Genomic DNA, 25,414 nt, shown 5'->3' with positions numbered 1-25,414 from the left:
AACGTAACGCTAGCGGGGGTCGGTCAGGGCCGTTTTGTGTCGTACCCCGTCGGTAAGGTTGCAGGCGGCCGGGACGACTTACCGGCCTTTCCGGCGGAGGGTGGGTTGTGACCAGCGGCAAGGTGCTTCTCAAGGGGCTGTGGGTGCTCGGCCGTGCCGTTCGTGACGAGCCTCACATGTTCGCGATCTCGGTCGCCGGCAGCGTGGTGTTCAGCCTGCTCACCATCGCCACCGCGTTCGTCTCCGGCTGGGTGGTCGGCGAGATCGCCCTCCCCGCGATCGACGACCGGCACGTCACGTTCGGCACGCTGCTGCTCGGCGGTGTCGCGATCCTCGCCGTCAGCATCGGCAAGATCATCGGCATCTTCGGCCGGCGGCTCGGCGCGGGCGCCATGCAGTTCCGCCTCCAGGCGCGCTACCGGCAGGCCGTCACCCGGCGTTACCTGCGGCTGCCCCTCGAGTGGCACCAGCGGCACGCGACCGGCACCTTGCTGTCCAACGCCAACGCCGACGTCGAGTCCGCCTGGTATCCGATCGCGCCGTTCCCGATGGCGGTCGGCACCGTCGTCATGCTCGTCGCCGCGATCGTCTCGCTCTTCGCCACCGACTGGGCCCTCGCGCTCGTCGGCGTCGCGATCTTCCCCACGCTGCTCGGGGTCAACGTCGCCTATTCGCGCCGGATGGCGCCCCGCGTCGCCCGGTCCCAGCAGCTGCGGGCCGAGGTGAGCGCCGTTGCGCACGAGAGCTTCGACGGTGCGCTCGTGGTGAAGACGATGGGCCGGGAGGCCGCCGAGACCGAGCGGTTCGCCGCCAGGACGATCGAGCTGCGCGACGCCACGATCCAGGTCGGGCGGGTGCGGGCGGTGTTCGACCCGGTGCTCGACGCGCTGCCGAGCATCGGCACCCTCGCCGTGCTCGTCGTCGGCGGGCTGCGCTTCCGGCAGGGCGCGGTCGAGGTCGCCGAGGTGGTCAGCGTCGCGTTCCTGTTCACGGTCCTCGCGTTCCCCGTCCGGGCCATCGGCTGGGTCCTCGCCGAGCTGCCTCGCAGCGTCGTCGGCTGGGAGCGGATCCGGCACGTGCTGGACGCCGAGGGTGACATGGCCTACGGCGAGACCACGCTGCCCGAGGTGCACAAGCCGGCGGCGCTGCGCTTCGACGACGTCCACTTCGCCTACACCGACGCCGACGGCGAGCGGGGCGGCGACGTGCTCACCGGCGTCACGTTCGAGGTCCCGGCCGGGCGGACCGTCGCCCTCGTCGGCTCGACCGGCTCCGGCAAGTCGACGGTCGCCGGCCTCGCCGCCCGCCTCGTCGACCCGCACGCCGGGGTCGTCCGGCTCGACGGCGTCGACGCCCGCGACCTGACCCAGGAGGCGCTCGTCGGCACGGTCGCGCTGGTCGCGCAGGTGCCGTTCGTCTTCGACGACACCGTGCGGGGCAACGTGACCCTCGACCGGCGCACCGGCGCCGGGCATCCCGTCGACGACGAGGCGGCCTGGTCGGCGCTGCGGCTCGCCCAGGCCGACGGGTTCGTCGGCCAGCTCGGCGAGGGCCTCGACACCAAGGTGGGGGAGCGGGGCACGTCACTGTCCGGCGGGCAGCGGCAGCGCCTCACCATCGCCCGGGCCCTGGCCGGCGCGCCGCGGCTGCTCGTCCTCGACGACGCGACCAGCGCCGTCGACCCGCGCGTCGAGGCCGCGATCCTCGCCGCGCTGCGCCGTGACGACGACCGGCAGGCGTCGATCCTCGTCGTGGCATACCGGCGGGCGACGATCGCCCTCGCCGACGAGGTCGTCTATCTCGAGCGGGGCCGGGTCGCCGCCCGTGGCACCCACGCCGACCTGCTCGCCACCGTGCCCGGCTATGCCGACCTCGTCACGGCCTACGAGAAGGCCGAGGCGGAGAAGGAACGGGAGCACCTGTTCGACGACGAGGAGAGCGTGACCGCATGACCACGGCCACTCCTGATCTTGCCAAGGCGGGCGTGCTGCGGCGCGGGCTGAGCCTGTCGCCGGAGCTGTTCACCGGGCTGGCCGGCACCCTCGGTCTCGCCGTCCTCGCCACCGCCGGCCGGGTCGCGATCCCGGTCGCCATCCAGCAGGGCATCGACAAGGGACTGCGGGCGCCCGGCGGCCCCGACGTCGGCGTGCTCACGGTCATCGTGTCGATCACGGCCGGCGTGCTGTTCCTGACGATGCTCAGCGCCGCACTGATGAACGTGCGGCTGTTCACCGTCAGCGAGACCGCGCTCGCGGGCATCCGCACCCGCACGTTCCGGCACATCCACGACCTGTCGATGCTGCACCAGCAGTCGGAGCGGCGCGGCGCCCTCGTCTCCCGGGTCACCGGCGACGTCGACCAGATCAGCCAGTTCCTGCAGTTCGGGGGCTTGATCTTCCTGATCAGTCTCGGCCAGCTGATCGTCACCACCGCCGTGATGTTCGTCTACTCGTGGCAGCTGACGCTGGTCGTGATCGTCGCGTTCGCGCCGCTGGTCTTCGTCGTCCGGCACTTCCAGCGCCGGCTCAGCGTCCTCTACCTCGACGTGCGGGAGAGCATCGGCGCGATGCTCGGCGCGATCGCCGAGAGCGTCGTCGGCGCGCCCGTCGTGCGGGCCTACGGCGTGCAGCACCGCACCGCCGAGCGGCTCGACACCGCCATCGACCGCAGCCGCCGCGCCCAGTTCCGCGCGCAGACCAACAATGTGATCAGCATGAGTTTCGGCGAGTTCGCGGCCGGCCTCGCGCTCGGCAGCGTGATCGTCGTCGGCACCCTCCTCGGCGTCGACGGCCAGCTGAGCATCGGGCAGCTGACCGCGTTCCTGTTCCTCGCCACGCTGTTCGTCCAGCCGGTGCAGGTCGCCACCGAGGTGCTCAACGAGGCGCAGAACGCGATCGCCGGCTGGCGCCGCGTCCTGGACATCATCGAGACGTCGCCGGACGTCGCCGACCCCGGCGCGGCCGGCCGGGACCTGCCCGAGGGCGCGGTCGACGTGCGGTTCGACCACGTGCACTTCGCGTACCCGGACGGCCCCGAGGTCCTCACCGACGTCGACCTGACGGTGACCGCCCGCACCCGCGTCGCCGTCGTCGGTGAGACCGGCAGCGGCAAGACCACGTTCGCGAAGCTGCTGACCCGGCTCATGGACCCCACCACCGGCAGTGTGCTGCTGTCCGGGGTGCCGCTGACCGAGGTGCGGTTCGACTCGCTGCGCAGCCGCGTCGTCATGGTCCCGCAGGACGGGTTCCTCTTCGACGCGACCGTCGCCGACAACGTCCGCTTCGCCCGGCCCGACCTGAGCGACGTCGACCTGGAGCTGGCGTTCACCGAGCTGGGTCTCGTCGACTGGGTCGACGGGCTCAGCGACGGGCTGCAGACCCAGGTCGGCGAGCGCGGCGAGGCGCTGTCCGTGGGCGAGCGGCAACTCGTCGCCCTGGCCCGCGCCTATGTCGCCGACCCCGACCTGCTGGTCCTCGACGAGGCCACCAGTGCCGTCGACCCCGCGACCGAGGTCCGCCTCCAGCGCACCCTCGACGCGGTGACCCGCGGGCGGACGACGATCGCGATCGCGCACCGGCTGTCAACCGCGCAGAGCGCCGACGAGGTCATCGTCGTCGACAAGGGGCACGTGGTGCAGCGCGGCCCGCACGCCGACCTCGTCACGAACCCCGACTCGATCTACGGCCGGCTGTACGCGTCCTGGCTCGAACAGACCCGCTGACCACGCCCCCACGCCGCGACCCCGTCTGCACCCGCAGCCCGGCGCCGAGGCCGGTCGGGGTTGGCTGGCTCCGAGGGCAGGCTGAGCGTTTGTCCGGCGCCGGTCCCTCCGGATGCTGCCGGGGTTCGGGTCGGCGGGCCACGTTCATGCCGCTTGCGTGTCCGCGAGACAGGTCGTGTCCGCTGTCGTGGTGAGCGAGTGGCCGGGTGGCGCCCTGGATCACGAACGAGCCGCCGCATCCGCCGCCACGTCGGGCGGTCGTGCGTCGTGGCCGGATTCCCCACAACCGGAAGGATCCCCGGGCACCTGACACCGGAGATCGTTGCGCTTGTCGCACCACCGCCCGCTGGACAGGACCCTGCACAGGTCGACGTTGCGGACTGGTTGTCCGGACGGGCTACGGGACACCTTCGATCCGGGTCGTGAGCGAGCATCACGGCCGCTTACACGGGCCACAGGACGAAACGGCGGCGCAACCGAAGCGAGTCCGTCAGGAAGCGCAGGTCCGCTGGCACTGCGCAACGGCGCTGCTCGAAACGTGCAGGCCAGCACGGCCGTACACGACCGCAGCGGACACGACCGCGAGCCGTCCCGCCCCTCCGTCCTGCCCCGCCCTGCCCGCGTCGTCCCGCGCTGTCCCGGCGCCGGGAGCGGTCATCGAACGATGGGTTGATGGTCGGGATGACCAGGATCGTCCTTCGAGCTGTGCAAGGTCTTGTCCAGCGGGTGGTGGCGCGACAAGCAGAACGATTCCGGGTCAGGCGCCCTGGGATCCTCGGGTTGTGGGGCATCCGGCAACGTCGCCGCGTGTCCAGCGCCCGATACGGCGTTGCCGATGTCCGGATCAGCTGCTTCGCCCGCGTGTTCTGCGCCGGGAGTGGATCTCCCGGTGATCGAAGTCGCCGGCTGGCTGCCCGCGCAGCCCGTGCACGGCTTCGATCACGCAACGCAGCATGCGGAGCCCGACTTTGGGACGTGCGGTGTGATCAAAAGTCGCTCCTGGGTCGCCCCGGGCGACCAGCCCGCGCCTTCGATCATGAACTGGACGCGAAGATCGCTGTCCGGAGTGTGGTCCTTCCCGGGTTGGTCATCGGTGGGACCGGGGCGCCAACAGGGTTCCGTGATCGCGGCGACGGGCGTCTGGCGCGAACGGCCGCCCTGCCCAGGGCGCCCCGCCGGGTGCCCTCACCGGTTTGATCCTGGTTGGGTGGGCGGAGGCGGTCGAGGGTGCGGGCGACGGCTCGGCGTACCCGGGCGATCGATGCAGCAGCCGCGCGTCGGGGTGGTGACGTGGGCCTCAGGACCTAGAGTGGCTGATGTGCCAGCCGGGGGGCGTCGATACGTGCCGATGCAGGTCCGGGTCGCGGTGACCGGGTTCAACGCGATCGGCGGCGTCATGTTGACCCTTGCGCTCACGGCACTCGGGGTGCTGCTGTCCGGGATGCAGGTCGATCCGGTCAACCAGGGCGGCACCGGCTATCTCGACTTCGTGCTGTTCTTCAATGCGGTGCTGTTCCTGTTTCCGCTGGCAGTGGTGCTGGTGTTCCTCGGTACGCGGGTCAAGCGCGGCGAGCACTGGGCCTGGCTGGCGAGCCTGGTGTTCTGGGCGTTCGTCGGCACGATGGCGCCGCTGCTGACGTGGCTGCTGCCGGCGCCGCTGCCGTTCGCGGTGGTGCCGGTGTGTTGCGCCGCCGGACTGGTCGGCCTGCTCCTGACGCCGCAGGCCAGGGTGCACTGCGCCGACGTGGACGACTAGTCGGGCGCGGGCGCGTACAGGGGCTCGGAGAGGTACCGCTGGATCGTCGGCGCGATGCTGTGCACAAGCTCCTCCTGGGACATCGAGGCCATCGGCTCGACCTTGAGGATGTAGCGGACCATGACGATGCCCGCCATCTGCGACGCGACCAGGGCGGCGCGGCGCGGGGCCTCGGCGGGGTCGAGCTGCAGGTGGCCGATCGCCCGGCGCAGGACCTGGGTGACCAGGAACTCGCGCAGCATCCGGGCGGACCACTCATGCTGCAGGGCGCTGCGGAACAGTGCCGCCGCCGAGGAGCCGGCGGGGGAGTCCCACACGCCGAGGAAGGTGCGGACGAGCCGCTCGCCGATGCCGTCGAGGCCCGCCTCGAAGATCTTCGGGATTAGCTCGCCGGGGTCGATCGGCGCTTCCATCGTGGCGAGGAACAGCTTGTCCTTCGCGCCGAAGTAGTGGTGCACCAGCGCCGGGTCGACCCCGGCGCTGGTCGCGATCTGGCGGATGGACGCTCCGTCGTAGCCGCGCTCGGCGAACGCCTGGCGGGCGGCGCTCAGGATCGCCTGGCGGGTGTCCTGGTTGCCGGGGCGTCGTCCGGTGCGAGCCATGTGCCTCTTCCGTCGCTCAGGGGGTACGTCGGCGCAGCGTGGCCGCACCGAGCAAGAGTGCCACGATGACGCACCCGACGATGATGGCGAGGTCCCGCCACATGACGCCGGTCGGTTCGGTGTGGTTGCCGAGCTCGGTGAGCGCCTGCACCGCGTACGACATGGGCAGGACGTCACTGATCGCCTGCAGCCAGCCGGCCATCTGGTCGCGGGGCTGCAGCAGCCCGCAGAGCAGCACCTGGGGCAGGACCACCGCGGGCATGAACTGCACGGCCTGGAACTCGCTGTTGGCGAATGCGCTCACGAGCAGGCCGAGTGCCATGCCGAGCACCGAGTTGCCGACCGCGATCACGCCGACGAGCCACGCCGGTCCGAGGGTGTCCAGGCCGAGGAGGAGGTACGCGAGTGCCGACGCGATCGTTGCCTGCACCGCTGCGGCGACGGCGAACGCGATGCCGTAGCCGAGCAGGATGTCGACCTTGCCGATCGGGGTGGTGAGCAGCCGTTCGAGGGTGCCGGTGGTCCGTTCGCGGAGCATTGCCACGCTGGTCAGCAGGAACATGATCACGAGGGGGAACACGCCCAGCATGATCAGGCCGATGCGGTCGAACAGCAGGGGATTGTTGTCGTACAGGTAGCGCAGAAGCGTCAGCAGCACCGTCGGCACGACGAGGATCAGCGCGATCGTGCGCCGGTCGTGCCGGAGCTGCCGCAGGATGCGGCCGGCGGTCGCGAGGGTCAAACGGGCGGACATGGCTCAGGCCACCTTCTCTTTGTCTGATTCCTGCACCGACTCCTGGGCTTGCACGAGTCGCAGGAACGCCTCTTCCAGATCGTCGGTGCCGGCCCGCTCCCGCACGGCGGCGGGCGACTCGTCGGCGATGAGCAGTCCCTCACGGATCAGCAGGAGCCGGTCGCAGCGCCCAGCCTCGTCCATCACGTGACTCGACACCAGCAGCGTCGAGCCGGCCTTCGCCAGCGCGTGGAACCGTTGCCACAGCTCGTTGCGCAGCACCGGGTCCTGCCCGACGGTGGGCTCGTCCAGCACGAGCAGCTGCGGCTTGCTCACGATCGCGCAGGCCAGGGACGCGCGGGCCCGCTGGCCGCCGGAGAGCGTCCCGACGAGCTGGTCCTTCGCCTGGCTCAGTCCAACGTCGGACACGGCCGCGTCGGCCTCGGCGGCGCCCAGCCCGTACAGGGAGGCGAAGTACCGCGCGTTCTCCTTGACGGTCAGGTCGGCGTAGACGCTCGGCGCCTGCGTCAGGTAGCCCACCTTGTCCCGCAGCGGCTTCGACCCCGCCGGGTGTCCCAGCACCGTCACGGTGCCGCTGACGATCTGCTGCACGCCGACGACCGCGCGCATGAACGTGGTCTTGCCGCTGCCGCTCGGTCCGAGCAGCCCTGTGACGCTCCCGCTGGGCACCGAACAGGTGAAATCGTGCAGCACCCGTCGTTTGCCGCGCGCGATGACGAGGTGCTCGACCTCGATCGCGTTGGTCATCTTCGATTCCTCCGGTCGGGAAATAACTCAACGGCTGATGAACTCAACGGTAAATGAAATCTTGGACGTGCGTCAAACACGAAAATCGGGGCGGACCGATGCCTCGGTCCGCCCCGTGCTCTTCGTGTCCAGGTCGTGGCTAGAGCGCCAGGACGCGCTCCAGGAACTCCTTGTACTGCCGCAACGCCACCCGCAGCGCCTCGGTGTCCGGGTTCTTCGCCGTCCGGTGCGGGTCGATCGCGAGCTGCTGCTCCTGCAACTTCTCCGCAAGTGTCTCGATGGCGTCACTCACCACCGCGGACGCCCGCGTCAACGCCTTCACCGGGTCGTCGACGAACTTCGACTCCGCCTTCACCAGCCGCGACCGGAACTTGTCCGCCCGCTTCGGCTTCCACAGCACGATCCGCTGCTCGCTCACGTCACCGGGACGGAGGGGGAGGGCCGCGACGGCCGCGTACTCGGGCTCCTCGTCGTCCGCCTCCTCCTCATCGTCCTCGTCGGTGTCGTCGCTCGCTTCGGCGACGGGCTCGTCGTCTTCGTCCTCGTCCTCGTCGTCAGCCTCGGCTTCGGCGGTGGGCTCGTCGTCTTCGTCTTCGTCGTCCTCGTCGGTGTCGGCCTCGGCTTCTGCTGCGGGTTCCTCGTCGGTGTCGGCCTCGTCGGTGTCGGCCTCGTCGGTGTCGGCCTCGTCGGTCTCGGCCTCGTCGGTCTCGGCCTCGTCGGTCTCGGCCTCGTCGGTCTCGGCCTCGGCATCGTCAGCCTCGGCGTCGTCGGCTTCGGCGGCCGGCTCCGTGGCCTCGTCCCCGTCTTCGTCGCTGTCGGCTTCGGCGGTGGGCTCGTCCTCGGCTTCGTCGCCGGTCTCGACGGCACCGGCGGTCAGCTCGTCGACGTCGGCGACCAGGTTGACGTCGTCGGCGCCGCTGTCGTCGCTGTTGTCGACGCCGCTGTCGATGGCCTCGGCCAGGACGTCCGCGGGGGTCTCGGCCTCCGCAGCCGGTTCGGTGCCGTCCGCCTCGTCCTCCGTGTCGGCGTCGGTCTCGTCGCCGGCCTCTGCCACGACGTCCTCGGCGACGTCGCCGTCCGCGTCCTCGGTCGCCTCGGCCTCCGGCTCGTCCTCACCGGCCGCCTCGGCGTCCAGGTCGGTCTCCGCGGTGGCCTCTTCGGCTTCTGCGGCTGGCTCGTCCTCGGCGGTGGCTTCGGCGTCCGGCTCGGAGTCGGCGGCTGCTTCCTCAGCGGTGGCTTCGGCCTGAGCCTCCGGCTCGTCGTTGGCTGCCTCGGCTGCCGGCTCCTCTTCGACCGTGGCCTCAGCCTCGGGCTCAGCCACCTCGTCGTCGACCACGGCTTCGTCAGCAGCGGCCTCTGCGTCGGTGTCGACCGTGGTTTCGGCTTCCGGCTCGTCGGCGGCTTCCTCGGCGACCGCTTCGTCGGTGGTCTCGTCGACCACGGCCTCGGGCTCGTCGTCGGACTCCGACTCGGCCGCCGGCCCCTCAGCAGCGACCTCGTCCTCGGACTCCGCGGCCGGCTCCTCCTCGGTGGCGACCTCTTCGACGGCCTCCGGTTCGTCGGCGGTGTCGGTTTCTTCGGCGTCGGCTTCTGCGGCCGGTTCGTCGTCGGTGGTCTCCTCGGCGGAGACCTCCTCCAGAGCCTCGGCCTCGGCTTCCGCGGCTGGCTCCTCCTCGGTGGCGACTTCTTCGACGGCTTCCGGTTCGTCGGCGGTGTCGGTTTCTTCGGCGTCGGCTTCTGCGGCCGGTTCGTCGTCGGTGGTCTCCTCGGCGGAGACCTCCTCGAGCGCCTCGGCCTCGGCTTCCGCGGCCGGCTCCTCCTCGGTGGCGACCTCTTCGACGGCCTCCGGCTCTTCGACGGCCTCCGGTTCGTCGGCGGCGTCGGTTTCCTCGGCGTCGGCTTCTGCGGCCGGTTCGTCAGCGGCGGTCTCCTCGGCGGTGACCTCCTCGAGCGCCTCGGGCTCGTCGGTGGTTTCGGCTTCGTCGGCTTCCGCGGTGGGCTCGTCCTCGGCGGCGACCTCTTCGACGGCCTCCGGCTCTTCGACGGCCTCCGGCTCTTCGACGGCCTCCGGTTCGTCGGCGGCGTCGGTTTCCACGGCGTCGGCTTCCGCGGCCGGTTCGTCGTCGGCGGTCTCCTCGGCGGAGACTTCGTCGACGGCCTCGGGCTCTTCGGCGTCGGCTTCTGCGGCCGGTTCCTCGGCGGCGTCGGTTTCCTCGGCGGCGACCTCTTCCAAGGCCTCGGGCTCGTCGGTGGTCTCGGCCTCCGCGGCGTCGGCCTCGGCGGTCGGTTCCTCGTCGGCGTCGGTTTCCTCGGCGTCGGCTTCTGCGGCCGGCTCCTCGGCGTCGGTGGTCTCTTCGGCGGAGACCTCCTCGAGCGCCTCGGGCTCGTCGGTGGTTTCCGACTCGGCCGCGACCTCTTCGACGGCCTCCGGCTCGTCGGCGGCGTCGGTTTCCTCGGCGTCGGCTTCTGCGGCCGGCTCCTCGGCGTCAGCGGTCTCCTCGGCGGCGACCTCCTCCAGCGCCTCGGGCTCGTCGGTGGTTTCGGCTTCCGCGGTGGGCTCGTCCTCGGCGGCGACCTCTTCGACGGCCTCCGGTTCGTCGGCGGCGTCGGTCTCTTCGGCCTCGGCTTCTGCGGCCGGCTCCTCGGCGTCGGTGGTCTCCTCGGTGGAGACCTCCTCCAGGGCCTCAGGCTCGTCCGTGGTTTCAGCCGCGACCTCCTCGACGACGGCCTCGGGCTCGTCGATGGCGTCGGCGTCCTCGGTGGAGAGCGCGTCGGTGGAGAGCGCGTCGGCCTCCACCGCGTCGAGGGCGGCCGGCTCTGAGTCGTCAACGGTGGTGAGGGTGTCGGTCGCCTGGAGGTCGGCGGTCGGGACGGACTCGGCGGCGTCTGCGTCGACCCCAGCGGCCGGCTCCTCGTCGGTGGCGACGGCATCCTCGTCGGCCGGGCCGACGATGTCGGAGATGTCATCGGGCACGGCGACCGTGATCGCCACGGTGTCCGCCAGCGCCGGCCCGTCCTCCACTGCGGACGCAGCGGATTCCGGGGACGCGTCGGATTCCGAGGATGAGGCAGGTTCCGAGGATGAGGCAGGTTCCGGGGACGGGGATGCGTCGGCAGCGGCCTCGACCGGTGGGGTGATGTCCTCGACGGGCTGGCGCTGCTCGGGCACGCCCGGTGGGGTCGTGACTTCCGGCGAGGGGCTCGACTGGTCGTTCGGCGGGGTGAAGTTGGGATGCATGGCGGGTCCTCCGTCCGCTCGGTCCGAACGGGGGGAGGGGCCACCCGGTCAGACTGCTGTGGGCTCAGCGCTGGGGTCGCGGACGCCGGGAGGCCGAACGGCGCCCGGCCCGATGCCGCCGAGCCGACGGCAAGCGGGACCCCCGGGCGAGGAGGGTCGGCCGACGGCAGGCGGGGAGGGATGAGCGACCGCCCAGACTTCCGTGCGGCGCACCGTCAAGGTACTCCGCAAACACGACCAGCCATAGACCCCAAACTGCCGAGAGAGGGCCGTGCGGGAGAATTAACGACGTGTCGTCGAACCTTGATCCAGAAGTCGCGGACCGTCTGCTGCGCAACGAGGCCGGGTTGGTGCCTGCGATCGTGCAGGAGCACGGGACCGGGAAGGTGTTGATGTTGGCCTGGATGGACGACGAGGCGTTGCATCGGACGCTGACGACGGGTCGGGCGACGTACTGGTCGCGCAGCCGCAACAAGTACTGGGTGAAGGGCGAGACGTCCGGGCACGCCCAGCATGTCCGGTCGGTGGCGGTCGACTGCGACGGCGACACGCTGCTGCTCACGGTCGAGCAGACCGGGGCGGCCTGCCACACGGGCAACCACACCTGCTTCTACACCCCGCTGAGCTTGGAGAGCGCACAGTGACGACCGGTGCCGTGGCGCCCGACGAGGCGACGTTCCGTGAGCTCGCCAGGACCCGGCGGGTGGTGCCGGTGACGCGGCGGCTGCTCGCCGACGGGGAGACGCCGGTCGGGGTGTACCGCAAGCTCGCCGGTGGGCCGGGCACGTTCCTGCTCGAGTCCGCCGAGCAGGGCGCCGGGGCCGCGGGTGCGGTCTGGTCGCGGTACAGCTTCATCGGCGTGCGCAGCGTGGCCACCCTGATCGAGCGGGACGGCGGCGCGCACTGGCTCGGCGACCCGCCGGCCAACATCCCGACGGAGGGCGACCCGACGCAGGTCCTCAGAAAAGCCGTCGAAGCGCTCACGGGGGACGACGCCGACCTCGAACACCTCAACCTGCCACCGCTGTCGGGCGGGCTGGTCGGGTTCCTCTCCTATGACGCGGTCCGGCGCTTCGAGAAGCTGCCGGAGCTCGCCGAGGACGACCTGCACCACCCCGAGCTCGGCATGATGCTGGCGACCGACCTGGTGGCCCTGGACCACTTCGAGGGCGCGGCGCTGCTCATCGCCAACGCGATCCTGCCGGACAAGGGCGCCGACGAGGCGACCGTCACGGCGGCGTACCACCAGGCGATCGGCCGCCTCGACGCGATGACGACGGCGCTGTCCAGGCCGACCCCGCCGATGGTGTCCACAGTGGACAAAGTTGGACCCGAGAAGCACCAGAGCCGAACCCCGGCGGGTGGGTACCCGAAGGCGGTCGAGGTGGCCAAGGAGGCGATCCGGGCCGGGGAGTGCTTCCAGATCGTGGTCGCCCAGCGGTTCGAGCGGGCCACGGACGCCGACCCGATCGACGTGTACCGGGTGCTGCGCTCCACGAACCCGAGCCCGTACATGTACCTGCTGCGCTTCGAGGGCTTCGACGTCGTCGGCTCGTCGCCGGAGGTGCACGTCAAGGTCGACGGGCGGCGCGCGCTGCTGCACCCGATCGCGGGGACCAGGTGGCGGGGCGCGACGCCCGAGGAGGACAACGCTCTCGCCGCGGACCTGCTCGCCGACCCGAAGGAACGCGCCGAGCACGTGATGCTCGTCGACCTGGCCCGCAACGACCTGGGCCGGGTCTGCAAGCCGGGGACCGTCGAGGTGCCGGAGTTCATGACGGTCGAGCGGTACAGCCACGTCATGCATATCGTGTCCACGGTCGTCGGCGAGCTCAACGACGACCGGACCGCGTTCGACACCCTGGCCGCGACGTTCCCGGCCGGGACGCTGTCCGGGGCGCCGAAGGTCCGGGCGATGGAGATCATCGAGGAGCTCGAACCGACCCGGCGCGGCCTGTACGGCGGCGTCGTCGGCTACTTCGGGTTCGGCGGCGACATGGACACCGCCATCGCGATCCGGACCGCGCTGATGCGGGACCGGATGGCATACGTGCAGGCGGGCGCCGGGATCGTGGCCGACTCGGACCCCCTGGCCGAGGAGACGGAGACCCGGAACAAGGCCGCCGCCGTCCTCGCCGCGATCGCGACCGCCGAGACCCTGAGGCCGGCGCGATGAAGGAAGCCCCGATGAACGGACGCCGGGGTCTGACCGTCACGACCCTCGCGACCGCGGTGGCGTCGGCGGTGGTGCTGTTCGCCGCCACCCGCAACTGGGACGCGATCATGACGCATCAGGTGTCGCCGCTGCCGCCGATGACCGACTACCGGACGGGCTCGGAGATGTCGCCGTGGCTGCCGGCGCTCGGCGCGGTCGGCCTCGCCGGCGCCGGGGCCCTGCTGGCGACCCGGAGGAAGCTGCGGACCGTGGTCGGCGGCCTCCTCGCGCTCACGGGCATCGGCATCATCGGTGCGGTGATCGAGACCCTGCAGCACCGCATCGACGTGGGCTGGCCGATCCTGACGCTGGTCGCCGCGGCGACGATCGTGGCCGCCGGCGCCGTCGTGATCAGGAGCAGCGACACCTGGCCGGAGATGGGCGCGCGGTACGAGCGGCCGGAATCGACCCCGAAACCAGGACAGACGCAGCTGTGGGACGCGCTCGACCGGGGCGAGGATCCGACCGCCGACAAGTAGGGTCGCCGTATGGCGAGCAGCAGCAAGGAAGTCCTCGAGGTCGCCGGGCGTGAGGTGACCGTCACCAACCCCGACAAGGTGTACTTCCCGAAGTCCGGCCGCACCAAGATCGACGTCGTGCGCTACTACATCGCCGTCGCCGATGGTGCCCTGCGCGGCGCCGGCGGGCGGCCGATGGCGTTGAAGCGCTACGTCAACGGCATCGAGGGCGAGGCCTTCTTCCAGAAGCGGGCGCCGGAGAAACGGCCCGACTGGATCGAGACGGCGCAGCTGCGGTACCCGTCGGGCCGCACCGCCGAGGAGGTCGTCCTGCGCGACGCCGCCCAGCTCGCCTGGGTCGTCAACCTCGGCTGCCTGGAGCTGCACACGCACTCGGTCCTCGCCGAGGACGTCGATCACCCCGACGAGCTGCGCATCGACCTGGACCCGGTGCCGGGCGTGCCGTGGTCGCAGGTCGTCGAGGTGGCGCTGGTCGCCCGGGACGTCCTGGCCGACCACGGGCTGATCGGATGGCCGAAGACCTCCGGTTCGCGCGGGTTCCACGTGTACGCCCGGATCCAGCCGAACTGGACCTTCGCCGAGGTGCGGCGGGCGGCCGAGGGCTTCGCCAGGGAGGTGGCCCGCCGGGCCCCGGACATCGCGACCGGCGCCTGGTGGAAGGAGGAGCGGCACGGGGTCTTCGTCGACTACAACCAGAACGCGAAGGACCACACGACCGCGTCCGGCTACTCGGTGCGCCCGTCCGAGGAGGCCCGCGTCTCCACGCCGCTCACCTGGGACGAGGTGCCGGGGTGCGACCCGGCCGCGTACACCATGGAGTCCGTGCAGGGACGGCCGGACGCGTGGGCCGGGATCGAGGACGCCCGCGGGGACCTGACGGCGCTGCTCGAACTCGCGGCGACCTACAAGAAGCAGGCGCCGGCCAAGAAGGGCACGGGCCGCCGGACGCCGAGCATGCCCCTGATCGAGATCGCCCGGGCCGCGACGAAGGAGGAGGCCCTGGCGGGCCTCGACCGGTGGAAGGCCCGGCACCCGGCGGTGTGGCCGCTGCTGGAGCCCGCCGACGTGCTCGTCGACTCGATGCGCGGCATCAACAGCCTGTGGACCCGCATCCGGCTCAACCTGGTGCACGTGCCGGAGGCGGACCGCCCCGCGCAGGAGCCCCTCGAGGTCGACTTCGACCCGTTCGCGAAGTGGAAGGAGATGCAGGCCCGCGGCGAGATCCCGGCCCGCTGGCGGCGCCCTACGGACGAGCCCACCGACGAGCCCACCGACGAGCCCACCGACGCCTAGACCCGCAGCAGGTGGCCGTCGCCGAGGTTGCGCCCGGCGTCGTGCTCGACCGCGCCGCCCCAGAGGAAGAGCAGGTCCGGGCCGGCCACCAGGGTCGCGGCGAACCGCTGGCCGCCGGGCGGGTCCGACACGCGCAGCCAGTCGCCGGTCGCCGGGTCGAGCAGGTGGCCGCCGACGGTGACCCGGCCGCCGGTGCTGAGCGCCGGGTCGATCGGCAGCGAACCGGCCGGCCGCGGCGGCTGCGGCAGCGGCCGCCACTGCCCGGTGGCGACGGTGAGCATGCCGCCCTCGGGGTAGGCGCGGCCCCAGTTGCCCACCTGCCCGCCGTCGGCGTGGCCGGTGCCGGTCCACACGACCGTGCCGGCCGCCACCGCCAGGCTGGAGTGCAGGACCTCGGTGCCGGTGGGCGCCGCCCACGTCGTCAGCGCCGCGTCGAGGGTGGCCAGCCGCACCAGCGACGGCTTGGTGGCGCCAAGGTCCGGGACGAGGTCCTGCGCGGCGAGCAGCAGCCGGTCGCCGGCCCACGCCGCCATCCGGTTGAACGACGGGCCGAGCGGGTCGTCGGGCAGCACCCGCCACGCGCCGTTCGCGGCGTCGAACGCGGCGTCCACGGTCGCGCCGTGCTCGTCGGTGCCGGCGACGAGCACCGGCGTGCCGCCCGCGTCGAGCAGCTGCCCGGCGCCCGGCGGCGACGGGAGCGTCGTCCAGGCGGCGCCGTCGTATCCCAGGAACGCCGCGTCCCGGGTCAGCGCGTAGAGCCGGCCGCCGGCGGCGACGAGCTGGTCGCCGAGGCCCAGCGCCACGGGGGCGGCGGGGATCGGCTGCCAGGTGCCGGTCGCCGGGTCGTACGCGGCGCCGTCGGTCAGGGCGGGCGCCGGTGCGCAGTCCGCCTGGGGCGGGCACGGCACGCCCGACGAGCCGCCCACGACGACGAACCGCCGGCCGTCCCACACGCCGAGCGCGTCGTGCCGCGCCGAGAGAGGCCCCGCGGCCACCGCGGCCCAGGAGCGGTCGCCGGGCGGCGGGGCGTGGCCGTCCACCGCCGTGCAGCCGGCCACGGTCACCGCGAGGGCGAGGGTCGCGAGGCTCCTCCGCATGCCAGCAGTATGTCGCGGGACGCGGCTCGGGTGGGGGCGGCGCACGGCCGGACCCGGGGCCGAGACGTCAGACGAGCACGGCGTCGTCGGAGAAGGGGGACGGCTCCGGGTCGTCGACCCAGCCGGCGAACAGGACCAGGCCCGTCGGCCGGTGGACGGTGAGGAAGCCGAACGGCCGGTCGAACGCGACCTCCACCTGGTCGTGCTGGTCGCCGAGCATGGCGCCGCCCGCCATCGTCGCGACCACGGTGATCGCGGCGGCCTTGAACCCGACGGCCGTGAACGTCGCGGTCGCCGCCTGCGCGGCCCGCTGCACGGCGAGGGGCTCGGGGCCGATGCCGGGAAAGTGCCCCCGGCCGGCGTCCGTGGCGGTGGCCAGGCCGAAGAGGTCCGCGTGGTCGAGCAGGTCGTGGTCGCCGCCGACGGTGAACCGGGGCAGCCGCAGGTAGACCCCGGGCGCGCCGGGCCACCGGTGGTGCCGGATCCCGGGCCCGTCGAGGGGCAGCGAGGGCCCGTCCAGCGTGGTGATGCCGGCGGCCACGACGGAGCCCGGGGCCGAGGACGGCCCGCCGAGCAGCAGCACCACGTCGAGGTCGTCGCCGCCGTGCACGGTGACCGTCGTCAGCGGCCCGGCGGGGGAGGCGACGACCCGGACGGTGCCGAGGTCCGGGTCGAACCGGGACAGCTCGGCGAGGCGCCGCCCGGCCCAGGGCCCGGGGGACGGCAGCAGCCAGCCGTCGTTGAACGGCAGGTCCCAGGTGGTGACGACGGTCAGGGCGCTGGCCAGGACGAGGCGTGTGGACGAGTCAACGGTCACCGGCATCCGCGGCACGAGCCCACCGGTCCACTCGGCCGCCCATGCGTCCAGCGGCGCCCGGTCGCCGGTGAGCACGCCCGCGACCAGGGCCTCCCAGGCGGGGCTGAGCGGGACGTCAGCGCGTGGCCACAGCCCGGTCGCGGCCCGCACGGCATCCCCGGAAGGCAACGTCAGCGGCGTCGCGGCCACGGCGAGGAGCTCGTCGCGGGCCGGCCCGTCGGCGGCGGTCGCGAGGAGGTGCAGCAGCGGGTACACCCCGGCGCCGGACAGCACGGTCCCGCCGGTGATGGTGCGGGCCCAGGCGGCGGTCAGGGCGTTGGCGGCGGTGGTTGTCACGGGGCCCAGTCTGCCGGGTCGGACACCCAGCCGGCGACGAGGACGAGGCCGGTGGGCCGGTGCACGGCGAGGAACCCGAACGGCCGGTCGAAGGTGACCGTCACCCGCAGTTTCCGCGCCGTCGGCGGGCGGTAGGCCAGGGGGTGCATGGCGAGGGCCGTCACGGTCGCGGCCTGGAAGCCCAGGGCGGTGAAGCTGGCGACGGCCTGCTGCCGGGCCGAGGACACGGCCAGGTCGACGGGGCTGATGCCGGGGAACGTGCCGTCCCGGGACGCGGTGCGCAGCCCGAACAGGTCCGGGTCGGCGAGGAGGTCGTGGCCCGCGGCCACGTCGAACGCCGGCAGGCCGAGGAGGAGCTCCGGCGCCGGGTCGGTGGCGTCGACCTCCTGCGCGGAGATGCCGGGCCCGGTGGTCGACGGCGTGGACCGGGCGAAGCCGTCGATCGCGGCGGCCAGGACGGATCCGGGGGCGGCGGCGTCGGTGCCGAGGGCGAGCAGCACGTCGATGTCGTCGCTGCCCTCGACGGTGAGCAGCGTGACGGCCCCGTCGAGGACCCGCAGCGGCCGCAGGGCGTCGTCGGCGGCGTGGCGGCGGTGCAGGGCGGCGAGGGTCCGGCCGGACCAGGGGCCGGCGGCCGGGGACATGACGCCGTTGTCGAACGGCCGCTTCCACTCGGTGACGACGGACAGCGCCGAGGCCAGGACGACGCCGGTGTCCTCGTCGACGGCGACGGGCAGCGCCGGGATGCGCCCGCCGGTCTCGGCGAAGGCCCACGCGTCCAGCCGTGGCTGGTCGACGGAGGGGTCCCCGGACAGCCGGGTGCCCGGGTCCCAGCCGGGGGAGAGTGGGAGGTCATGGCGGGTCCAGACGCCGAGCGCCGCGCTGACGCCATCGACCGGCGGAAGTTTCAGGGCGGAGGGCGCGACGGCGCGGAGCTCGTCGCGGGCGGGGCCGGACGCCACCCCGGCGAGCAGGGCGAGCAGCGGGTAGACCCCCGCGCCGGAGAACACCGCCGGGCCGTCCGATGCGGCCGCCCAGCGCGAGGTCAGAGCGTTGGATCGATCCACGGTCATGCCCACAACCATACGAACGGCAACGCATTATGCCCTAGTCCATCAGGTGACGTCGGCCATACCCCCACGGCCATCCACTGACCGGGGGGCTCCTAGCATCGGACGCATGACCACCGGAGAGGGGAGCTCCTTGATCAACGCGGAATCTGGCCGTGTGCTCGACGAGATCCTCGCCGGCGTGCGCGAAGACTTGGCCATCCGCGAGGCACAGGTGCCCCTGGACGAGATCAAGCAAGCAGCGGCGCAGGCGTCACCGCCACTGGATGCCTACGCGAAACTGAGGGCCCCCGGGGTGGGGGTGATCGCCGAGGTGAAGCGCGCGTCGCCGTCGAAGGGGCAGCTCGCCGAGATCCCCGATCCGGCGGAGCTGGCCAAGGAGTATGCCGCGGGTGGCGCCCGGGCGGTCAGCGTGCTGACCGAGGGCCGCTGGTTCGGTGGCAGCCTTGACGACTTCGCCGCCGTGCGCGCCGCCGTCGACGTGCCGCTGCTGCGCAAGGACTTCATCGTGTCCTCCTATCAGGTGCACGAGGCCAGGGCGTTCGGCGCCGACCTCGTCCTGCTGATCGTGGCCGCGCTGGACCAGAACACCCTGTCGGGGCTCCTCGACCGCATCGAGAGCCTGGGCATGACGGCCCTGGTCGAGGTGCACGACGAGGAGGAGACCGACCGCGCCCTCGAAGCCGGCGCCCGGGTGATCGGGATCAACGCGCGCAACCTGCGGACCCTCGAGGTGGACCGGACCGTGTTCGAGCGGATCGCGCCGGGCCTGCCCAACGACGTGGTGAAGATCGCCGAGTCGGGTGTCCGCGGGCCGCACGACCTGATCCGGTATGCGTCCGCCGGGGCCGACGCGGTCCTGGTCGGCGAGGGCCTGGTCACCCAGAAGAGTCCGCGCGACGCGGTCGCCGAGCTGGTCACCGCCGGGAGCCACCCGGCGACGCCGAGGCCGGCACGGTGAACGCGTTCCTGTCCGCCGCGGGACTGCTGCCGGACCAGTCGGGGCACTTCGGCACCTTCGGGGGCCGGTTCGTCCCGGAGGCGCTGATCGCGGCCCTGGACGGCCTCGACGCGGCGTACCGGCACGCGCAGGCCGACGAGGCGTTCCAGGCCGAGTTCGGCCGGCTGCTGCGCGACTACGCCAACACGCCGTCGCCGCTGTACCGGGCCGACCGGCTCTCCGCGCACGCGGGCGCCCGGGTGTTCCTCAAGCGTGAGGACCTCAACCACACCGGCGCGCACAAGGTCCGCAACGTGCTCGGCCAGGCGCTGCTGACCAAGCGGATGGGCAAGCCGCGGGTCATCGCCGAGACCGGCGCCGGCCAGCACGGCGTCGCCAGCGCCACCGCCTGCGCCCTGCTCGACCTCGAATGCGTCGTCTACATGGGCGAGGAGGACACCCGTCGGCAGGCGCTCAACGTCGCCCGCATGCGGATGCTCGGCGCCACCGTCGTGCCCGTCACGACCGGTTCCAAGACGCTCAAGGACGCGATCAACGAGGCGCTGCGCGACTGGGTCACCAACGTCGACACGACCCACTACCTGCTCGGCACGGCCGCCGGCCCGCACCCGTTCCCGGCGATGGTCCGCGACTTCGTCAGCGGGATCAGCGTCGAGGCACGCCGGCAGATCCAGGAGCAGACCGGCCGGCTGCCGGACGCGGTCGCCGCGTGCGTCGGCGGCGGCTCCAACGCGATCGGGGCGTTCCACGCGTTCGTCCCCGACGAGAGCGTCGCGCTGTACGGCTTCGAGGCCGGCGGCGACGGCGTCGAGACCGGCCGGCACGCCGCCAGCATCACCGGCGGCTCCATAGGTGTGCTGCACGGCGCCCGCACGTACCTGCTGCAGGACGAGGACGGCCAGACCGTCGAGTCGCACTCCATCTCCGCGGGCCTGGACTACCCGGCCGTCGGGCCGGAGCACGCCTACCTGCACGACACCGGCCGCGCGATCTACGAGCCGGTCACCGACGCCGAGGCGATGGCCGCGTTCAAGCTGCTGTGCCGGGTCGAGGGGATCATCCCCGCGATCGAGAGCGCCCACGCGGTCGCCGGTGCGCTGCGGGTCATCCCGAAGCTGGCCGCCGACCTCGGCCGCGAGCCGGTCGTGGTGATCTGCCTGTCCGGCCGCGGCGACAAGGACATGGACACCGCGCGCGACTTCTTCGGGGTGTGAAGTGAGTGTTTCCGTCGCGTTCGAGAAGGCCCGCGCGGAGGGCCGCAGTGCGCTGATCGGCTACCTGCCGGCCGGGTTCCCGACCGTTCCGGGCGCGATCGACGCGATCAAGGCGATGATCGACAACGGGGTGGACATCGTCGAGGTCGGCCTGCCGTACTCCGACCCGGTCATGGACGGCCCGGTCATCCAGCGCGCCACCGAGGCGGCCCTGGCGGGCGGCTTCCGGGTCGCCGACGGCCTGCGCACCGTCGAGGCGGTCGCCGCCGCGGGCGCCCCGATCCTCGTCATGACGTACTGGAACCTGGTCGAGCGCTACGGGGTCGAGCGGTTCTCCGCCGACCTCGCCGCCGCCGGTGGCGCCGGGCTGATCACGCCCGACCTGATCCCCGACGAGTCCGCGCCGTGGCTGGAGGCCTCCGACGCGCACGACCTCGACCGGGTGTTCCTGGTGTCGCCGTCCTCGACCGACGCCCGGATCGCGATGACCGCCGGCCGGTGCCGCGGCTTCGTCTACGCGACCAGCGTCATGGGCGTCACCGGCGCCCGCAGCAGCACCAGCACCGCGGCGCCGGCCCTCGTCGAGCGGATCCGCGCGGCGGACAAGCACGTGCCGGTCGCGGTCGGGCTCGGCGTCTCCAACGGCGACCAGGCCGCGGAGGTCGGCGCGTTCGCCGACGGGGTCATCGTCGGCAGTGCCCTGGTGCGCTGCCTGCAGGACGCCGCGACGCCCGCCGCGGGGGTCGCCGCGATCGCCGCGCTCAGCGCCGACCTCGCCGAGGGCGTCCGCCGCCGCTAGGCAGTTCCCGGCAGTCACCGGGCTCGACCGTCGTCGTTGAGCCCGGCGTGCGGCGATTTTTCCGTTTGGTACCTGTAGCGCTCCTGCTCGCCTCGGCGCCTGCCGGCGTTGCCCTGGCCCTACCGGCCGCGCAGCGACCCGCTACGACGGGGACGCCGGCCCCGGCCGTGCTCGACGCCAGCTGGCGGCAGGACGGCAACGGGCCGGGCCGCGCCGGGTTCCAGCCGGTCACCCGGGACCTGGGGGTCGCCGCCGCAGGCCGGCTCGGCACGGTGTGGACCGCCCCCGCCTCCCGGCCCGAGGAGCAGGTCGGCGGTGCCGTCATCGCCGACGGGACGCTGCTGCGGTCCTCCGGCGGCCCGACCGGCCAGATCCGCCGCTACGACGCGGTCACCGGCGCCGACCTCGGTGCCGTCGTCGACGTCCCGCGCCGCGTGTTCGGCCAGCTCGCCACCGGGCCGTCCGTGACCGGACCGGGCGGCCTGCTGGTGGAGTCCCAGACGTTCGACCCGGCGACGGGGAACCTCCTCGAACGGCACCTCAACGCGTACACCGGCCGCGGTGCAGCGGTCTGGGAGACGGCGCTGCCCGACGAGGTGTCCGGCGGTTACACCGTCGCGGGAGACCTGGTGCTGCGCGCCGCCGGCGCCACCCTGACCGCGCTGCGGCTCGCCGACGGCACCATGGCGTGGACCGCGCCCCTGGACGGCGAGGCGGGCCTGCACCCACCGGTCGCGGACGCCGGCCTCGCCCTGCAGACGTTCGAGACCGGCGGCACCAGCGGCACGGGGCTCACTGCGGGGCTCGCCGCGTTCGACCTGCGCACCGGCACGCGGGTGTGGCGGCAGGACGTCAGCGGGCCGTGGCTGATCGCGGCCGGTGGCATCGCCTACACCACCGGCACGGGCGGGGTCTGCGCCCACACCGTCGCCGACGGCGCCCGCCGCTGGTGCGACACCAGGACCTTGCCCGATCCGCGGTCGGCGACCACCGACGGGCAGATCCTCACGGTCTTCGACGCCCACGGGCACGCCGCCGGGTTCACGGTCGGCGACGGCGCGGTCCGCTGGACCCGCGACTGGGGCATCGCCGGCGCGGAGGTCGCCACGTCCTACTGGTCCCCGGTCAACGGCGGCGGCGTGGTGTACGACATCGTCTACCACTTCCTGCTGCGGGACGGCGCCCCTGAGCACCGGGTCGAGCTGCTCGCGCTCGACGCCGCCGACGGGACCGTCCTGGCCCGGCACGACCTCGCGTTCGACGCCCTGCACGGCGCCGAGCCGCTGCTGCTGGCCGGCGACCACGTCTATTTCGCGGCTCTCGAAAAGCTCATCGCGCTCGGGGTACGCTAGTCGCATGTACGCCCGCCGAATGATGCGCCCCGTCACGGGGTCCGTCGGCGTGCGCTAATCCGCTCACCACTCGCCCCAGCGTTCTGGGGCGAGCCGGATCAGGTCCGTCCCTTCGGGGTTTCGCAGACCGGAGATCCGTTATGAGCTTCTACGTCACCACCGCCATCCCGTATGTCAACGCCGCCCCGCACCTCGGCCACGCCCTGGAGCTCGTCCAGGCCGACGTCCTCGCCCGGCACCGCAGGCTGCGTGGGGAACCGGTCCGGTTCCTCACCGGCACCGACGAGAACGCGTTGAAGAACGTCACCGCGGCCGCCGCGGCGGGCGTCGACGTGGCCGGCTTCGTCGCCGCCAACGCGGACCGGTTCGCCGCCCTGCGCGACGTGCTCGACCTGTCGTTCGACGACTTCATCCGCACCTCCGAGGACCCGCGGCACGCCCGCGGCGTCGAGGAGCTGTGGCGGCGCTCCGCCGAGCGCGGCGACTTCTACCGGCGTGACTACCAGGGCCGGTACTGCCAGGGCTGCGAACAGTTCTACGAACCCTCCGAGCAGTGCGCCGAGCATGACGCCCCGCTGGAGGTGATCACCGAGTCCAACTGGTTCTTCCGGTTGTCGGGGTACACCGAGCGCATCCTGAAGGCCCTTACGTCCGAGGAGGTGCGGATCGAGCCGTCCGCGAAGCGCAACGAGGTCCTCGCGTTCGTCCGGGCCGGGCTGCAGGACATCAGCGTCTCCCGGCCCGCGGCCCGCGCCGGCGGGTGGGGCATCCCGGTGCCCGGCGACCCGTCGCAGGTCATCTACGTCTGGTGGGACGCCCTGGCCAACTACGTGACCGCGCTGGGCGCCCTGGACGGCTCGCTGCATCGCGAGTGGTGGCAGGACAGCGCGTCGCGGGTGCACGTGATCGGCAAGGGCATCGTGCGGTTCCACGCCGTGTACTGGCTGGCGCTGCTGCTGTCCGCGGGCCTGCCGTTGCCGACCGCGGTCTTCGTGCACGAGTACCTGACCATCGACGGCGCCAAGCTGTCCAAGAGCGCCGGCAACGCGGTCGACCCGGCGGACCTCGCCGGCCGCTACGGTGCCGACGCGCTGCGCTGGTGGCTGCTGCGGGAGGTGGCGCCGCTGGGGGACACGGACTTCACCGAGGAGCGGCTGCTGCAGCGGTACCACCAGGATCTCGCCAACGGTCTGGGCAACCTCGTCAACCGCACGATCGCCCTCGTGCGGCGGTACCGGGGCGGCGCGGTGCCCTTCGCCGCGGTCGCGGACCCGGCGCTGCCCGCGGCGGTCGACCGGGCGCTGGCGGTGTTCGACCTGCGGGCGGCGACCGGGGCGATCTGGGCCGCGGTCGCGGCCGGCAACCGCCTGGTCGAGGAGACGCGGCCGTGGGACCTGGCGAAGCGCGAGGGGGCGGGTGACGCCGCTGCGGGGGCGGAGCTCGACAGGGTCCTGGCCGAACTGGTGGCGGCGTGCCGGTCGGTGGTGCGGGAGCTGGGGCCGTTCCTGCCGGCGGGTGCGGCGCGGCTCGCCGCCCAGCTCGGCGACGGCGACCGGGTCGGCGTGCCGGACCCGGTGTTCCCGCGCCGCTGACCGCTCTGCGGCGGTTTGTGGTGGCGCTGACCGCCTTGTGGTGGCGCAGGTCGCCTTGTGGTGGCGCTGGCCGCTTTGTGTGGCGCTCAGCCGCGCAGGGCGGCCCGCCAGGTGTCGCGGACGGCTCCGGCGCCCCACGCGTTGGGTTCGATGTGCCCGCACAGCCACAGGTCGCGGTTGTCCGGCCGGGGCTCGGCGCCGGTCACGTCGCCGGCCTCGGCGCCGTGACCGAGGAACGCGGCGTGCAGGTCGGCGACCGCGGCCCCGTGCCGGGCGGCCGCGTCGCGGATCATGGCGTTGAGCGCCGCCAGGACCTCCAGGCCACCCTCCCAGGCGGGCAGCCCCACCCAGGACAGGTCGCCGGTGCCGTCGGTCGGGTCGTACACGGTGGACAGCACGACCCGGGCGCCGGTCGCGGTGAGGGCCGGCAGGGCGATCGCGTAGTTGGTGGCCACCTGCGCCACGGTGCGGTGCGCCGCGTCCAGATCCGGTGGCAGCCCGACCTTCGCGGGCGCGAACAGCGTCGTGAGCAGGTCGTTGCCGCCCATGGTCAGCGTGATCAGGGCGGGCCGGCCCTCGACCTTGTCCAGCTGGTAGCGCACGACGTCGTCGCTGGTCGCACCGTCACGGGCGAGCATGGTCAGGTCGATGCCGAGGTCGTCGGCGAGCAGCGAGGCGGCGCCCAGGCCCGGACCGCCGGCATAGTCGTCGATCGAGATGGAGTCGCCGAGCGCGTAATAGGCCACGAAACCAGTAGATCACCCGGCCGCGACCGTATTTCTCACGCGACCGCGGCCTCCTGCGGGGCCTCCTGCCGCGCCTCACGCAGGTCGTCCCGGGTGATGTTGCGAATCACCCCGGTGCGGCCCGCGCCGGCGTCGGCGATGGCGGTGCGGGTGGTGGCGGTCAGCGGCTCCGGCAACGACGCCGGGTCGTGCCACGCCAGGCGGCTGATCCGGCCGGGTGCGTTCAACGCCGGCCCGCCACCCTCCAGCCGGCCGCCCAGGCGGCCGCGGAACACGTGCACGAACAGGTCGGGGACCGCCGCGCCGCAGCCGTCGCCGGTCACCTCGTACATGCCGACGAGCTCGACGATCTCGGCCTCCAGGCCGGTCTCCTCGAAGATGTCGCGGACCGCGGCGTGCACCGGGCTCTCCGCGGCGCGGACCCGGCCGCCGGGGAGACCCCACAGCTGGTGGCCGCCCGCCTGCTGGCACAGCAGCACGCGGCCGGAGGCATCCTCAATGATCGCGGCAACGGCAGACGTGACTTCGTAGCTCATATTCGCACTCTAAGCGCCATAGCGGACCGTTGCGATACCTTCGCTGATGGTGATCTTCGCCGGTGGGAGGGTGTGCGAGCGCAGCGTCG

Annotated in this window: 21 protein-coding genes; 12 read left to right on the top strand and 9 right to left on the bottom strand. The window is 72.8% G+C overall.

Annotated elements, in window-relative coordinates; translation table 11 throughout:
• Positions 1-122 precede the first annotated feature (122 nt).
• From ACFPIJ_RS19680 to ACFPIJ_RS19670, 3 genes are all read left to right on the top strand, one after another.
• On the top strand, positions 123-1,952 hold the full coding sequence (locus tag ACFPIJ_RS19680) for an ABC transporter ATP-binding protein (protein ID WP_380116831.1): 1,830 nt from the start codon (positions 123-125) through the stop codon (positions 1,950-1,952).
• Positions 1,949-3,721 (top strand): ABC transporter ATP-binding protein, encoded by a 1,773-nt coding sequence (locus ACFPIJ_RS19675; RefSeq protein WP_380116599.1) that lies wholly within the window; start codon positions 1,949-1,951, stop codon positions 3,719-3,721. Before ACFPIJ_RS19680 ends, ACFPIJ_RS19675 begins: the two co-directional genes overlap by 4 nt.
• A gap of 1,309 nt (positions 3,722-5,030) precedes the next feature.
• A complete protein-coding gene (locus ACFPIJ_RS19670; RefSeq protein WP_380116598.1) occupies positions 5,031-5,477 on the top strand; it encodes a hypothetical protein in 447 nt (148 codons plus the stop codon).
• On the opposite strand, the gene ACFPIJ_RS19665 is transcribed toward ACFPIJ_RS19670, so the two are convergent.
• The 4 genes from ACFPIJ_RS19665 to ACFPIJ_RS19650 form a co-directional block, all read right to left on the bottom strand.
• Positions 5,474-6,079 (bottom strand): TetR/AcrR family transcriptional regulator, encoded by a 606-nt coding sequence (locus tag ACFPIJ_RS19665; RefSeq protein WP_380116597.1) that lies wholly within the window; start codon positions 6,077-6,079, stop codon positions 5,474-5,476. The genes ACFPIJ_RS19670 and ACFPIJ_RS19665 overlap by 4 nt on opposite strands.
• A gap of 16 nt (positions 6,080-6,095) precedes the next feature.
• Positions 6,096-6,833 (bottom strand): ABC transporter permease, encoded by a 738-nt coding sequence (locus tag ACFPIJ_RS19660; protein WP_380116596.1) that lies wholly within the window; start codon positions 6,831-6,833, stop codon positions 6,096-6,098.
• A gap of 3 nt (positions 6,834-6,836) precedes the next feature.
• Positions 6,837-7,580 (bottom strand): ABC transporter ATP-binding protein, encoded by a 744-nt coding sequence (locus ACFPIJ_RS19655; RefSeq protein ID WP_380116595.1) that lies wholly within the window; start codon positions 7,578-7,580, stop codon positions 6,837-6,839.
• 139 nt (positions 7,581-7,719) lie between these two features.
• On the bottom strand, positions 7,720-10,818 hold the full coding sequence (locus ACFPIJ_RS19650) for a midas domain-containing protein (RefSeq protein ID WP_380116594.1): 3,099 nt from the start codon (positions 10,816-10,818) through the stop codon (positions 7,720-7,722).
• A 290-nt stretch (positions 10,819-11,108) separates the two neighbouring features.
• On the opposite strand from ACFPIJ_RS19650, the gene hisI reads away from it, so the two are divergent.
• From hisI to ligD, 4 genes are read left to right on the top strand one after another with little or no spacing between them, the layout of a single operon-like run.
• Entirely contained in the window at positions 11,109-11,462 is a 354-nt protein-coding gene (hisI, locus tag ACFPIJ_RS19645; protein WP_380116593.1) for a phosphoribosyl-AMP cyclohydrolase, read from the top strand.
• On the top strand, positions 11,459-12,994 hold the full coding sequence (locus ACFPIJ_RS19640) for an anthranilate synthase component I (RefSeq protein ID WP_380116592.1): 1,536 nt from the start codon (positions 11,459-11,461) through the stop codon (positions 12,992-12,994). The genes hisI and ACFPIJ_RS19640 overlap by 4 nt, the downstream gene beginning before the upstream one ends.
• 11 nt (positions 12,995-13,005) lie before the next feature.
• Entirely contained in the window at positions 13,006-13,512 is a 507-nt protein-coding gene (locus tag ACFPIJ_RS19635; RefSeq protein ID WP_380116591.1) for a Trp biosynthesis-associated membrane protein, read from the top strand.
• A 9-nt stretch (positions 13,513-13,521) separates the two neighbouring features.
• Positions 13,522-14,805, top strand: a complete 1,284-nt coding sequence (gene ligD / locus ACFPIJ_RS19630) for a non-homologous end-joining DNA ligase (RefSeq protein WP_380116590.1) — start codon at positions 13,522-13,524, stop codon at positions 14,803-14,805.
• Here the strand turns inward: ligD and ACFPIJ_RS19625 are convergent.
• The 3 genes from ACFPIJ_RS19625 to ACFPIJ_RS19615 form a co-directional block, all read right to left on the bottom strand.
• Positions 14,802-15,902 carry a Kelch repeat-containing protein gene (locus tag ACFPIJ_RS19625; protein ID WP_380116589.1) on the bottom strand — a complete coding sequence of 367 codons (1,101 nt, stop codon included), beginning with the start codon at positions 15,900-15,902 and terminating at the stop codon, positions 14,802-14,804. The genes ligD and ACFPIJ_RS19625 overlap by 4 nt on opposite strands.
• Positions 15,903-15,969: 67 nt before the next feature.
• Positions 15,970-17,055, bottom strand: coding sequence for a serpin family protein (locus ACFPIJ_RS19620; RefSeq protein WP_380116588.1), 1,086 nt, complete (start codon positions 17,053-17,055; stop codon positions 15,970-15,972).
• Positions 17,052-18,128: a serpin family protein gene (locus ACFPIJ_RS19615; RefSeq protein WP_380116587.1), complete on the bottom strand. Its 1,077-nt coding sequence runs from the start codon at positions 18,126-18,128 to the stop codon at positions 17,052-17,054. The genes ACFPIJ_RS19620 and ACFPIJ_RS19615 overlap by 4 nt, the downstream gene beginning before the upstream one ends.
• 154 nt (positions 18,129-18,282) lie before the next feature.
• On the opposite strand from ACFPIJ_RS19615, the gene trpC reads away from it, so the two are divergent.
• The 5 genes from trpC (at position 18,283) to ACFPIJ_RS19590 (ending at position 24,043) form a co-directional block, all read left to right on the top strand.
• Positions 18,283-19,086: an indole-3-glycerol phosphate synthase TrpC gene (trpC, locus tag ACFPIJ_RS19610; protein ID WP_380116830.1), complete on the top strand. Its 804-nt coding sequence runs from the start codon at positions 18,283-18,285 to the stop codon at positions 19,084-19,086.
• Positions 19,083-20,300, top strand: coding sequence for a tryptophan synthase subunit beta (gene trpB / locus ACFPIJ_RS19605; protein ID WP_380116586.1), 1,218 nt, complete (start codon positions 19,083-19,085; stop codon positions 20,298-20,300). The genes trpC and trpB overlap by 4 nt, the downstream gene beginning before the upstream one ends.
• A gap of 1 nt (position 20,301) precedes the next feature.
• A complete protein-coding gene (gene trpA / locus ACFPIJ_RS19600) occupies positions 20,302-21,099 on the top strand; it encodes a tryptophan synthase subunit alpha (RefSeq protein ID WP_380116585.1) in 798 nt (265 codons plus the stop codon).
• 65 nt (positions 21,100-21,164) lie between these two features.
• Entirely contained in the window at positions 21,165-22,451 is a 1,287-nt protein-coding gene (locus ACFPIJ_RS19595; RefSeq protein WP_380116584.1) for an outer membrane protein assembly factor BamB family protein, read from the top strand.
• A 140-nt stretch (positions 22,452-22,591) separates the two neighbouring features.
• Entirely contained in the window at positions 22,592-24,043 is a 1,452-nt protein-coding gene (locus ACFPIJ_RS19590) for a methionine--tRNA ligase (protein ID WP_380116583.1), read from the top strand.
• 86 nt (positions 24,044-24,129) lie between these two features.
• Here the strand turns inward: ACFPIJ_RS19590 and ACFPIJ_RS19585 are convergent, their stop codons facing one another.
• On the bottom strand, positions 24,130-24,789 hold the full coding sequence (locus ACFPIJ_RS19585; protein WP_380116582.1) for a GDSL-type esterase/lipase family protein: 660 nt from the start codon (positions 24,787-24,789) through the stop codon (positions 24,130-24,132).
• Between the two features lie 35 nt (positions 24,790-24,824).
• Entirely contained in the window at positions 24,825-25,325 is a 501-nt protein-coding gene (locus ACFPIJ_RS19580; RefSeq protein WP_380116581.1) for an NUDIX hydrolase, read from the bottom strand.
• Positions 25,326-25,414: the final 89 nt, after the last annotated feature.

The organism is Dactylosporangium cerinum (genome assembly GCF_042653625.1).
GTDB classification, from domain to species: domain Bacteria; phylum Actinomycetota; class Actinomycetes; order Mycobacteriales; family Micromonosporaceae; genus Dactylosporangium; species Dactylosporangium cerinum.
Note: the sequence above shows the minus strand (reverse complement) of the source record. Positions and strands in the feature narration are given on the sequence as shown.